Genomic DNA, 11,672 nt, shown 5'->3' with positions numbered 1-11,672 from the left:
TGTGTTGGCCCGGTGATGCTGCGGCGTTCAGTTTAAGCCGCGCGCAGCGGCAGGTTCTTCACGTTGGGGGCACGGTTGGGAGACATGCCGTTCTTCGCCAGCGTTTCTTCCACGCTGTCATATTGCACGCCAATGCGGTAGATGGCGCGGGCCTCCTTGCCGCTGGCAACCTCGCGGCCCAGTTCACGGGCCACGCGCACGCACTGCTCGATCTGCTGCACGGACGTCATGCGCTTGCCGTGCTGATCGATGATCGTGTCTTCAATGCCGCAGCGCGGATGCAGGCCCATTGCCATGGCCATCATGTTGAAGGGCAGCACGTTCTTGAGCAGCGACTCGGCCGTCAGCGTGCAGCCATCCGGGGCGCGGTGGATGAAGTTGAAGAAGTTGAACGGATTGGGGCCGTCGAAGCCGCCGCCAATGCCGATCCACGTCAGGTTGAGCGGGCCCTTGTAGACGCCCTTGCGGACGACGCGCTCCAGCGTTTCCAGCGCGTGGATGCCGGTCAGCTGAAAGTGCGGCTGCACGCCGGCGGCCTGCAGGCGGCGCAGGTGTTCCTCCAGCCAGGCGGGGCCGGCGGGCACGGTCATCTCCGCATAGGCGGCGGCCAGCGCGGGGTTGGCCAGCGACGTGCCTTCCAGGTAGGCCGGATACAGCAGCTCCATGATGTTCATCTGCGTGGTGTTGACGGCCACGGTCACCTGGTCGGGCGCGGGCGTCAGGTCGGCCAGCATGTGGCGGGTGTCGTCGGACAGCCACTTGGCGGCTTGCCCTTCGTCTTCCGGCGCAAACGAAATCGAGCCGCCGACCTGGATGATCATGTCGGGCACCGCCGCGCGCACGCCGGCAATCAGCTCGTTGAATTTCGACAGCCGCTTGGAGCCCTTGCCGTCCAGCTCGCGCACATGCAGGTGCAGGACCGTCGCACCGGCGTTGTAGCAATCGACGGCCTTCTGCACCTGTTCTTCCATCGTCACCGGAATGTCTTCGGGGAAATCTTCCGGCATCCATTCCGGGCCGTACGGCGCCACGGTAATGACAACCTTGTCCTGGTTTTCGGGGTGCAGCGAATCATCGAGGAATTGCATGTGGGGGCTCCTGTAGGGGATGTCTCGGCTGGACTTCACTATAGGGAAGCGGTAGCTTTGAATTTCTCATTTGGCGCCAAGTTTTTCTCTTTACGCGCCATTCCGCGTAAACACCAACACGGCTCGGAGCGCCTTGAAATCGATGGAAACGATGGTGCGTGCCCGCTCGCTCAACGGCTACTTCCAGGTCGTGCGTCGGCTCGGTTTCAACCCGCAGGAAGCCCTTCGGCAGCTTGGGCTGGACCCGGCCAAGCTGGCCGATCCGGAGCAGCCCGTGCCGGTGGTGGCGACATGCCAGTTGATGGAGATCACCGCCGCGAGTGCCCCGTGCCCGACGCTTGGCCTGCAGATGGCCGAGGCGCGCCAGGAACTGGATTTCGGTGTGCTGGGGCTGCTGCTGGCGCATAAGCGCACGCTGCGCGAGGCGCTGCAGGCCATCATCCAGTACCGCCACCTGTTGAACGACGCGCTGGCGATTTACCTGGAATCCGACGGTGACATGGTGGTAATTCGCGAAGAGGTCATCACCGAGACGCCGGTGCCGCTGCGGCAGGCCAACGAGCTGGCCGTCGGCGTGCTCGCCCGGACGTGCAGTGCGCTGCTCGGCGTGCATTGGAAGCCGCGCAGCATTCACTTCTCACATACCGCCCCCGCCGACCTCAGCCTGCACAGGCGCGTGTTCGGCTGCCCCATCGTGTTCGGCAGCGACTTCAACGGCATCGTGTGTGCGGCTGCCGATCTGGAAACGCCCAACCCCGCTGCCGATCCGGCGCTTGTGCGCTATGCCGAGAGCCTTGCGGAGCCGCTCAATGTATCGGCGCAGGAGGCGGTGGTGCAGGACGTGCGTCGCGCGATCTATCTGCTGCTGCCGTTGGAGCGAGCCTCGGTGGAGCAGGTGGCGGATCATCTTCACCTGAGCGTGCGCACGTTGCAGCGGCAGCTGGAATTGGCCGGCATGACGTTCTCCGATCTGGTGGAGGAGGTGCGGCACAACCTTGCCGTTCGCTACATGGCCAACCCCAGCTACCGGATCGGGCGGGTGGCAGCGCTGCTCGGCTATACGCGGCAGGCGTCGTTCACGCGCTGGTTCATCGCCCACTTTGGCATGACGCCGCGCGCGTGGCGCGATGCGCAGCGCGGTGATCGGGTTGGCGACGCGGCTCAGGCAGGCTCCAGCCCGGCCGACGGGTCATCCGCACGCGGCTGACGCGCCAGCCGCACCGCGGGCGATTGCAGGATGCACAGCAGCTGCAGCGCAAAGCCCGCCATCGCCACCAGCAGGCACGCCCCGACACCGGCATGTGCGGCAAGCCACGCGGCCATGGCCGCACCGACCGGTCGAGCACCATACGACATCACGTTGACTGCGGATACGCGCGCCAGCAGCGCGGGCGGCGTCACCGTCTGCCGCAGCGTGGTCGTGCTCACCACCCAAAGAATCGGCCCGCAACCGAGCAGGAAGAAGCCGGCCTGAGCCAGCGCGGGCCACGGCTGCCACAGCGTGGCCGCAAGCAGCACACCGCCCGCCAGTCCGCATACGGGGCCTGTCGCCACCACATGGCCGAAACGCCAGCGCGCGAGAATCCGCGCGGCCAGCAGCGCACCAATCACCATGCCCGCGCCGTACATGCCGAGCGTCAGCCCGATCGCCTGCGCAGAGAGATTCAACCGATGCGCCGCATACGGAACGAAGATGGCCGACACCATGAAGAAGGACATGGTGAAGACCAACTGCGTGATGAATACCGGCCGCAGCAGCGGATGCTGAAACACGAAGCGCGCGCCTTCCGCAATGTCGTGCAGCGGATGCGCTGCGCGCGGTGCCACAGGCTCCCGAGCGGTCACGCCGGCCAACATTGCCGACGCCATGGCCGACAACGCCGCCGCCAGCACGAACGCTGCCATCGCGCCCGTCCAGCCGATCAACGCACCGCCGATGGCCGGGCCGCACGCAAATGCAACCGTGCGCGCCAATTCGATGCGGCCGTTTGCGCGCGCGAGCATCGCGGCCGGCACGAGCGACGGCACCAGCGCCGGGGCTGCCACGCTGAACACCGCCGTGCCGCACACCGCCACAAAGCCGAGCGCGGCCAGCGCCGTCAGGTTCAACCGCCCGGCCATCAGCAGCCCCGCCACAGCAAACAACGCCAGTGCGCGCACCGCCTCCGCACCGGCCATCAACGCGCGCTTGGGCCAACGGTCCGCCAGCATGCCGATGGGAATGGCAAACAGCACGAAGGGCAGCGTGAGCGCCACTTGCAGCCAGCTCGCCGTGCTGGCGTCGGCATGCAGGGTGAGCACAGCAACCATTGGCATGGCCGCCAGCGCAATCTGCTCGGCAGACTGGGCGGCCAGGTTGGAACCGGCCAGCCGGTTGAAGCCCGGCGGCAGGCGGTCGACAGCAGGGACATGGGGATCGGACATCGCACACTCCTGAAAACGTTCGCTCAGGGTAGGGGCGGCGATGTCTGGATGCGCTCCGCTTCTTGCGGGCAAATTCGGAGCGCGACCGTGGCTACAGGATGGGCGCGAACAGCTTGGCCACGTGCATGATCACGCGGCGCAGCGGGTGTGCGTGTTCGTATTCGTCACGGCCCACGCGGGCGGCTTCGGCAAAATCGGCTTCGAGCATCTGCGCGACGTCGTTGGCGAAGCGCGAATCGGCGGTCATGATCATCAGCTCGAAGTTCAGGCGGAACGAGCGATTGTCGAGGTTGGCGCTGCCCACGGCGGCAGCCTCGTCGTCGATCAGCACGACCTTCTGGTGCAGGAAGCCGGGCAGGTAGCGGTAAATCTTCACGCCCGCGCGGATCGCCTGATACGCGTACAGCGAGGACGCCAGGAAGACCATGTGATGGTCCGGCCGCGACGGGATCAGGATGCGCACGTCCACGCCGCGCAGGACGGCCAGGCGCAGCGCGGCAAACACGGCTTCGTCCGGAATGAAGTACGGCGACGTGATCCACAGCCGCTTGCGCGCCGACTGAATGGCTTCCATGAAGAACAGCGAGCAGGTTTCCTGCTTGTCGGCCGGGCCGCTGGCGACCACCTGGCAGACCATGTCTTCTTCGGGCCGCAGTTCGGGCACGATCAGCTGCGGCACTTCGCGGGCGGCCCAGTACCAGTCTTCGGCAAAGGTGAGCTGCAGGTCCATCACCGCGGCACCGACGATCTCGATATGCGTATCGCGCCACGGCGCAAGCGGCGGCTTTTCGCCCATGTATTCGTTGCCGACGTTGTGGCCGCCAACGTAAGCGCGCTCGCCGTCCACCACGACGAGCTTGCGGTGGTTGCGGAAGTTGAGCTGGAAGCGGTTGACGAACCCGGCGTGCGTGGAGAACGGCTTGGCGTGCACCCCGCCTTCGACGAGCCGATGCACATAGTGGCGGGGCAGTGCGTGGCAGCCGATGCTGTCGAAGAGAAAGTACACGCGCACCCCGGCCCGCGCGCGGTCGAGCAGCAGTTCGGCGAGTCGGCGGCCGAGCGTGTCGTCGTGCACGATGAAGAACTGCACGATCAGCACCCGGCGCGCCTGCGCAATGGCCGCAAAGATGGCATCGAAGGTTTCCGCCCCGTTGACGAGCAGCCGTACGCGGTTGCGCGCCAGGCACGGTGTGCCGGTCAGGCGCGGCAAGGCCTGCATGCAGGTGTGCTGCGGCGCGACCACGCTCGATTCATGGTCGCGCAGGCGGCGCCAGTCGTCGGACAGGGTGATTTCTCGCAGGCGGGCGTTGTGGAAGCGGCGTGCATCCACGTAACCGGCAAAGGTGCTGCGCCCGAAGATCAGGTACGGGATCAGCGTGAATTCCGGCAGCGTGACCAGCGAAATGGCCCACGCGATGGCGCCCTGCGACGTACGCACGGTCAGCACGGCATGCATGGCGGCGAGCACGCCCACGCAGTGCACAAGAAAGAGAAAGGCAGCAAATGCCGTGGTGTTGGTCAGCATCGAACGCAGCGGGAAGAGGGCGCACCGTGGGCCATTTTGACACGCCGCAGGTGGCGTCGGACAAACACGGATATTGCCGCGGCTGCCAACTCGCGTAGTCTGGCGGGGCGGTCGGCCCAGGCACGCCGCATGCTGGTGTGAAGTCGACGTCCTGTCGACGCGCCGTCTCCAACACGATATCGAACATGCAACGGCACCCGAGGAACTTCCCGATCGCGTATCTGCGCGCCTGGTTTGCCTGCCTGGCCATCGCGCTGTTGACCGGCTGCGCCAGCCTGCCCGAGCACGTCGATCGCCCCGTTACGACGGCGCTGCCGAACGCCGAGTCGGCCAGCTCGCTGGGGCGCCTGGTGCAGACGAATGCGCCGTCGACGGATGTGTCGGGCTTCCGGCTGATTCCGTCGGGCGAAGAAGCCTACGCCACGTTGCTGACCCTGGCCGACCGCGCCGAGCGCACGCTGGACTTGCAGTACTTCATCATCGCGAGCGACAACAGCGTGCGCGAGCTGATGCGTCATGTGCTGGCCGCTGCCGAACGCGGCGTGCGCGTGCGCATGCTGGTCGACGATCTGCACAGCGACGGGCGGGATCTGGCGTTCCTCAAGTTCTCGTCGCACAAGAACATCGACGTACGCCTGTTCAACCCGTTTCCGGGCGGCCGCATGTCGAACGTCACGCGGTACCTGAGCGGCGCCGCCGAGTTCCGGCGCGTCAATCGGCGCATGCACAACAAGGCCTTCATTGCCGACAACGCGCTGGCCGTGACGGGCGGACGCAATCTGGGCGCCGAGTATTTCACGCAGAACGAGACCACCAACTTTGTCGATCTGGACGTGCTGGCCGCTGGGCCGGCGGTGCGGCAATTGTCGTCGGCGTTCGATGCCTACTGGAACAGCGAATTTGCCTATCCGGTGCAGGCGCTGGCGCCCGAGCCGAGCACGGCGCATCCGCCCGTGCAGAAAGACGGCAACTATCCCGCACCCGTGACGATGTCGAACCGGCCGGAAGGGCCGCCCCAGCATATCGACGTGCCGACCCGGCCGATCGACATGGGTTCGGGCTCCGGTTCCGGCAAGGCCTCGCCTGACAAGACCATCTCGCAGCTCGAGCAACGCCGCAACCAGACCGACCTCGCCAACCCGGCGCCGGAGCAACCGTTGCCGCTCAAGCCTGCCCCGCGCGACTGGTTCCTCGCCGACCAGATCGCCCGTGGCCGCCTGCGCCTGGAGTGGGCGCCCGCGCAGGTGATTGTCGATCGTCCGGCCAAGGTGTCGGGCGACAAGGTGGAACCCGGCGGCGAGCGCCTTGCCCAGACGCTTCTGCGTCTGATCGACGAGGCCAAGCGCGAGGTGGTGCTGATCTCGCCGTATTTCGTACCCGGCAAGGGCGGCCTCGAAGTGGCGAAGCGTTTGCAGGATCGCGGGGTGCGCCTGCGTGTGCTGACCAACTCGCTGGCGGCGACCGACGCGCCGATCGTGCATGTGGGCTATGCCAAATATCGTGGCGAGCTGGTCGACGACGGCGTTGAACTGTACGAGCTGCGACCGACGCTGGGCGATCGCCCCAGGATGATCGGCACGTTCCGTTCGTCGCAGGCGAGCCTGCATGTGAAGTCAATTGTGGTGGACCGCAGCACGCTGTTTGTCGGCTCCATGAACATCGACCCCCGCTCCATCGGGTTGAATACCGAGACGGGGCTCATCATCCGCAGCCCGGTCCTGTCGGAAGCGGTGGCCAAGCTGTTTGACGACTCGGTGCGCGACAGCGCCTATCGGGTGACTAAGGAAGACGGCCGGCTGCGCTGGACCACGCGCCAGAACGGCAAGGACGTGGTCGTCGATCACGAGCCCGAAGTGGGCCTGGGCCGCCGGACGTGGATCCAGCTGCTGGCGCCGTTTACGCCGGAAGAACTGCTGTAGGGCCCCAAAAGAAAAACGCCGCGAAGGGCGGCGTTTTGCAGTGCAGGCCAGGGGTTGCCCGGCCGTTGCTTCATTACATCTTCTGCTTGGTGTTGTCAGCAGCGTTTTCGAGCTTCTGGCCACCCGTCTGGATGTCCTTGCCCATGCCTGCCATCGTGTTACAGCCAGCCAGAACGGCGCAGCCCAGGGCCAGCAGTGCGATCAGTTTCTTCATCTCGATCCCCTTGTGAGCCGTGCGGTATCCCGCACGATGTTCGCGTGATTGCCACCAAGGCGGTGGCGTAACCCGCATTTTAGTGCCACCCCGCGCACGTGGGGTGCGTCCCCCGCATCTTTTTTATCGCCTTGCATATCACTTGCGGCGCATTCCGGACATTCGGGGCGCTGCCCTCTATTTCTGCCGTCCGCTGCCGTTAGCACCTTTGGGAGTGAACAGGGTGCCCGAAGAGCGGCGCGGGAAGACCGTTTCAGCGCTGCACGGCCCAACCATGCAGGGGAAAAAGACATGTGGAAGTGGATGGACACAAGCATTCGCACGCGGCTGACGTTCCTGGTCGCGGTATTTGCAGTGATGATTGCCGTGGTCGGCTTCGCGGGTATCACCACCGGCCGGGCCACCAACGACGATTTGCGCGCGGTGTACCTGGAAGACGCCAAAGGCTTGGACCTGCTGGCGAAAGACACCATCAACCTGCTGTGGGCGCGCATTCACCTGACCAATTTCGATTCGGTCTCGTCGCCGGAAGAACTCAAGAAGCTGCTGGCCGATGCGCACACCATGGTCAACTCGGCCAACGATGCGTGGGCCCAGTTCATGAAGCTGCCGATTCCGGATGCCGACCGCGCGCAGCTGCAAGCTGCCGACGCCGCCCGCACCAAGTTCGTCAAGACCGCGCTGGAGCCGGCCATTGCCGCCCTGGAGCGCAGCGACCTCACCACGTACCGTGAGCTGAACACCAACCTGGTGCCGAAGCTCTTCGTCGATTACGACACGGCGCTCGGGCCGCTGGTCGGGGCGCGCTTCAAATACGGTCAGCAGCGCTTCGACCATTCCCAATCGCGCTATGCGATGAGCATCTGGATTTCCGGTGGCTTGCTGGCCGCCGCGCTGGTGCTGTCGATCGTGGCGCGCGGCGTGCTCAGCCGCACGGTGGTGCGTCCGCTGGAACGTGCCATTCAGGTCTTTGAGCGCATGGCATCGGGCGATCTTGCCGCGCGTATGGAGGGCCAGACCGCCGCCGGCCGCCGCGATGAAACCGCCCGCCTCATGCACGCCGTGTCGTCCATGCAAACGAGCCTGCAGCAGATCATCGGGCAGGTGCGCACCGGCTCGGATTCGATCGCCAGCGCCACCAAGCAGATTGCAGCCGGCAATGCCGATCTCTCGCAGCGCACCGAACAGCAGGCCTCGTCGCTGGAGGAAACCGCTTCCAGCATGGAAGAGCTGACCAGCATCGTGAAGCAGAACGCCGACAACGCGCGTCAGGCGAGCACGCTGGCGGTCAACGCGTCGGACATCGCCGTCAAGGGCGGGGAAGTCGTGGGCCGCGTGGTGGACACCATGGCCGGCATCAACGAAAGCAGCCGCAAGATCGCCGACATCATCGGCGTGATCGAGGGCATTGCGTTCCAGACCAACATCCTGGCGCTGAATGCCGCGGTGGAAGCCGCACGCGCCGGCGAGCAGGGCCGCGGTTTTGCCGTCGTTGCCGGCGAGGTGCGCAGCCTCGCGCAGCGCAGCGCCACGGCGGCCAAGGAGATCAAGGAACTGATCGGCGATTCAGTGGGCCGCGTGCAGAACGGCTCGACGCTGGTGGCCGAAGCCGGTACGGTCATCGAGGAGGTGGTCGTTGCTGTGCGCCGCGTGACCGACATCATGGGCGAGATCAGCGCCGCGTCGGAAGAGCAGAGCAGCGGCATCGAGCAGGTCAACCAGGCCGTCACGCAGATGGATCAGGTGACGCAGCAGAACGCCGCGCTGGTCGAGCAGGCTGCGGCCGCAGCGGAGTCGCTGGAAGAGCAAGCCGAGGCGCTGCGCAGCGCAGTGGCGGTCTTCCGCGTCGAGCACGCATAAACCGCTCGGCACACCCAGGCGCCAGCAGCGCCCTTCCGCTTTGCACGCGGGAGGGCGTTTTCCTTTACGGCATCAGATCGCGCGCGCGCTCGGCAATCACGTCTTGTGTGTCGTCGATCCAGCGCGCCGGGAAGGGTTGCGACAGCAAATATCCCTGGATGACGTCGCACCGGCAGGCGCGCAATGCGTCGAGCTGCGCTGCGGTTTCCACGCGCGTAGCGGTGACGGGCACGCCCGCATCATGCGCGGCCGTCACCAGGCGTTGCAGCATGGTCTGATCGCTCGTGTTGGTCACGGCGTTGACGACGGCCTGATCGAGCTTGACCTGATCCGGGCGGAACGTTGCCAGGCAATCCAGGCTGTGCGCAGTGGCCCCAAAGTCTTCCACTGCCACGCGCGCGCCACAGGCGTGCAGCGCTTCCACCGCCTTTTGCGCGGCGCCGTTGGCACGGTGCAGCGTATGTTCCGAAATCTCGAAGACGAGACGCGTGGTCGGCACCGCGTGGCGCGCGGCGATGTCGCGCACCACATCGCTCAATTGCGGATCAAGCAGCTGCGCAACCGACAAATTGACGGCCGCATGCACGCCTGGCTGATGCCGGCTGTTGCGCCCCGCGCGCTGCGATTCTTCGCGCAGCAGCCCGGCCAGCATCTGCGCGGCGTTATCGAGCACCCAGTGGCCCACTTGGCGGATGTCGCCGGTCTGCTCCAGGATCGGCAGGAAAGCGGCCGGTGCCACGCCGCCCAATTCCGGAGAGATCCAGCGCAGCAAGAATTCGTAGCCGACGATCCGTCCGTCGGTCAGGCTCAGTTGGGGCTGCAGGTTCAGGCTGAACTGGCGGCGGGCAAGCGCATGGCGCAGTTGCGCAGCGAGGCGAGGATGTTCGGCGATGGCGTCGTATCCGTCGCTGTGGCCTGCATCGTCCCCATCTCCCGGATCGCCAGTGCCGGTGGCCGTGCGCGGGGGCATGGCCGCCGGGGCATACAGCGCAGGGCTTTGTTCGGCACCGTGCTGCACGCCGTAGAGCGCGCGGTCGGCCTGTTCAATGAGCCGCGCCGCATCGCTGGGCATGCTTTCGAACAGCGTCATACCGATGCTGCACGAGCAGACCAGCTCGTAACCGTGCGTGATGAAGGGCCGTGTGAGCGCCGCAGAGATACGCCGCGCGAGATCGTGCACATCCTGCACTGAGGCGAAATCTGCGCAGGCAACGGCAAATGTTTCGGGGCCGATGCGCCCGACGATGGGGGCGATGCCATTCGCGGCCGGCACGCTCAGCGCTTCAAGGCGCGATGCGCATTCGACGATGACGTCTCGCGCCGCCAGCGGCCCGAGGGTGTTGGTCGCCTCGGCAAAATGGTCGAAGCCGATCAGCAGCAGCGCGCCGATGGCATCCGCGCGTGCGGGTTGCGGCATGGCAGCCAGCAGCTGGACGAATCGCTCGCGGTCCGGCAATCCGGAGATGGGATCCAGACGCGATGGCGCGGCAGACCTTGCGCGGCTCATAAATGGGGATCGTCCTGCAAATGCCTTTAAAACGGAAATGCGTGCGCTTGATGCACTGTCAATTGTATAGCTTTGTCACAAGCAAGCCTGCGGCATCATAAGCGGAAAGTCGGCCATGGTGGCCGTTTCCCGGCATGTTTTCGTGTGGGCCGGGTAGACTTTTTTAACGTTTAGCAGCAATTAATTCTGATCAAAGCGATACGAATATCAGTTCTGTCTGCACGTTACACCATGCGCTGACCGCCCCAAAGCAACTGTTCATAGATGAAGCACTGCAGCAGCATTTTTTGCGCGGCCAGCAGTTCGACGAATTCCACGCCGTATTGGTAGACGTTGGGCAGGTCGGCCGGTTTTTCACTGCGCACCAGGGCGGCCGCCACCAGCTCGGAGTGGTAGTCGCGCGTTTTGACGCGAAAGCGCAGGCGCGCAGGCGCTCCGCTGACTTCCAGCCGATGCGCCGAGCGGAACGACGCGCCGGTCGTGCTGATGTCGGAGATGTGGATCATGCGCGGCGGATCGCCGCTCACCAGCATCTTGCCGACCACATTGGCGCGCACGCGCAGCGATTTGCGCAACGTGCGGTTCTTGATCCGGCGCGGCGGCGACAGCACGACGTATTCGAACGGAATGCGGCTTACCGCCATGACCGTGCATTCGAAAGTGGCAATGCCCTCGCCCGAGAAGGCGTGAATCTCCACCAATTCATCCTTGACCGGCATGACCGTGCGGCCGCCATCGGTGGGCATGGTGATGAGCAGATGCCGCTGCGGGCTGTACCCCATGACGCGCGCGGCACCTTTGGTCTGCCCGGCGCCTGCGGTCAGGCGCACGGTCAGCATGCCGCCCGGGCGCAGGCCCAGCAGCTCCATCGCGATCGTACGTTCCCCGTCAGGGTCGTCGGCCATGTCGGGGAACATCGTGTTCGGAAACTGCGTATTGGCAAATGCCGGCGCAGGCGCGGGCGTGCCGTCCGCCTGACGATGCGGGCGGTGCAGCGTGCACAGCAGGTCGATTTCCTCCGGCGAGTGGATGACGTCGCCCTTCGGGACGAGCAGCTGCCCGTCGGCGTCAAGCATCGGCCACGGCAGGGGAATCGCAAGCGGAATGTCGAGAGGTTGAAGTTCGAGCATGGCAA

9 protein-coding genes are annotated in these 11,672 nt (G+C 65.5%); 3 read left to right on the top strand and 6 right to left on the bottom strand.

The annotated features are described in order from the left end of the window. Positions 1–32: 32 nt before the first annotated feature. Complete coding sequence (locus tag N511_RS0109905; RefSeq protein WP_027679148.1) at positions 33–1,088, bottom strand: 3-keto-5-aminohexanoate cleavage protein; 1,056 nt, start codon at positions 1,086–1,088, stop codon at positions 33–35. 142 nt (positions 1,089–1,230) lie between these two features. Here N511_RS0109905 and N511_RS23985 point away from each other — a divergent pair, with 142 nt between their 5' ends. Further along, entirely contained in the window at positions 1,231–2,295 is a 1,065-nt protein-coding gene (locus N511_RS23985) for an AraC family transcriptional regulator (RefSeq protein ID WP_081785348.1), read from the top strand. On the opposite strand, the gene N511_RS0109895 is transcribed toward N511_RS23985, so the two are convergent. Further along, positions 2,250–3,512: an MFS transporter gene (locus N511_RS0109895; RefSeq protein ID WP_027679147.1), complete on the bottom strand. Its 1,263-nt coding sequence runs from the start codon at positions 3,510–3,512 to the stop codon at positions 2,250–2,252. The two genes, N511_RS23985 and N511_RS0109895, sit on opposite strands and share 46 nt — an antisense overlap. Before the next feature lie 91 nt (positions 3,513–3,603). Continuing rightward, positions 3,604–5,037, bottom strand: coding sequence for a cardiolipin synthase (gene cls, locus N511_RS0109890; RefSeq protein WP_027679146.1), 1,434 nt, complete (start codon positions 5,035–5,037; stop codon positions 3,604–3,606). A gap of 185 nt (positions 5,038–5,222) precedes the next feature. Here cls and N511_RS0109885 point away from each other — a divergent pair, with 185 nt between their 5' ends. Then, positions 5,223–6,956 carry a phospholipase D family protein gene (locus tag N511_RS0109885; protein ID WP_027679145.1) on the top strand — a complete coding sequence of 578 codons (1,734 nt, stop codon included), beginning with the start codon at positions 5,223–5,225 and terminating at the stop codon, positions 6,954–6,956. 73 nt (positions 6,957–7,029) lie between these two features. Here N511_RS0109885 and N511_RS0109880 read toward each other — a convergent pair whose 3' ends face one another. Further along, the gene (locus N511_RS0109880) at positions 7,030–7,170 is read right to left on the bottom strand and encodes an entericidin A/B family lipoprotein (protein WP_009240575.1); all 141 of its coding nucleotides are present in this window, start codon (positions 7,168–7,170) and stop codon (positions 7,030–7,032) included. A 291-nt stretch (positions 7,171–7,461) separates the two neighbouring features. Here N511_RS0109880 and N511_RS0109875 point away from each other — a divergent pair, with 291 nt between their 5' ends. Beyond that, entirely contained in the window at positions 7,462–9,030 is a 1,569-nt protein-coding gene (locus N511_RS0109875) for a methyl-accepting chemotaxis protein (protein WP_027679144.1), read from the top strand. A gap of 64 nt (positions 9,031–9,094) precedes the next feature. Here the strand turns inward: N511_RS0109875 and N511_RS0109870 are convergent, their stop codons facing one another. Then, the gene (locus N511_RS0109870) at positions 9,095–10,537 is read right to left on the bottom strand and encodes a GGDEF and EAL domain-containing protein (protein ID WP_027679143.1); all 1,443 of its coding nucleotides are present in this window, start codon (positions 10,535–10,537) and stop codon (positions 9,095–9,097) included. A 224-nt stretch (positions 10,538–10,761) separates the two neighbouring features. Continuing rightward, complete coding sequence (locus tag N511_RS0109865; RefSeq protein WP_027679142.1) at positions 10,762–11,667, bottom strand: flagellar brake protein; 906 nt, start codon at positions 11,665–11,667, stop codon at positions 10,762–10,764. Positions 11,668–11,672: the final 5 nt, after the last annotated feature.

Origin of the sequence: Ralstonia sp. UNC404CL21Col (genome assembly GCF_000620465.1) — a bacterium.
GTDB classification, from domain to species: Bacteria; Pseudomonadota; Gammaproteobacteria; order Burkholderiales; family Burkholderiaceae; genus Ralstonia; species Ralstonia flatus.
The sequence above is the reverse complement of the archived record's forward strand: the minus strand, read 5'-3'. Positions and strand labels throughout refer to the sequence as shown.

Bases quoted from the DNA above. Each gene is read 5' to 3' on its own strand.
- N511_RS0109905 (WP_027679148.1), bottom strand. From the start codon at position 1,088: ATGCAATTCCTCGATGATTCGCTGCACCCCGAAAACCAGGACAAGGTT.
- N511_RS23985 (WP_081785348.1), top strand. From the start codon at position 1,231: ATGGAAACGATGGTGCGTGCCCGCTCGCTCAACGGCTACTTCCAGGTC.
- N511_RS0109895 (WP_027679147.1), bottom strand. From the start codon at position 3,512: ATGTCCGATCCCCATGTCCCTGCTGTCGACCGCCTGCCGCCGGGCTTC.
- cls (WP_027679146.1), bottom strand. From the start codon at position 5,037: ATGCTGACCAACACCACGGCATTTGCTGCCTTTCTCTTTCTTGTGCAC.
- N511_RS0109885 (WP_027679145.1), top strand. From the start codon at position 5,223: ATGCAACGGCACCCGAGGAACTTCCCGATCGCGTATCTGCGCGCCTGG.
- N511_RS0109880 (WP_009240575.1), bottom strand. From the start codon at position 7,170: ATGAAGAAACTGATCGCACTGCTGGCCCTGGGCTGCGCCGTTCTGGCT.
- N511_RS0109875 (WP_027679144.1), top strand. From the start codon at position 7,462: ATGTGGAAGTGGATGGACACAAGCATTCGCACGCGGCTGACGTTCCTG.
- N511_RS0109870 (WP_027679143.1), bottom strand. From the start codon at position 10,537: ATGAGCCGCGCAAGGTCTGCCGCGCCATCGCGTCTGGATCCCATCTCC.
- N511_RS0109865 (WP_027679142.1), bottom strand. From the start codon at position 11,667: ATGCTCGAACTTCAACCTCTCGACATTCCGCTTGCGATTCCCCTGCCG.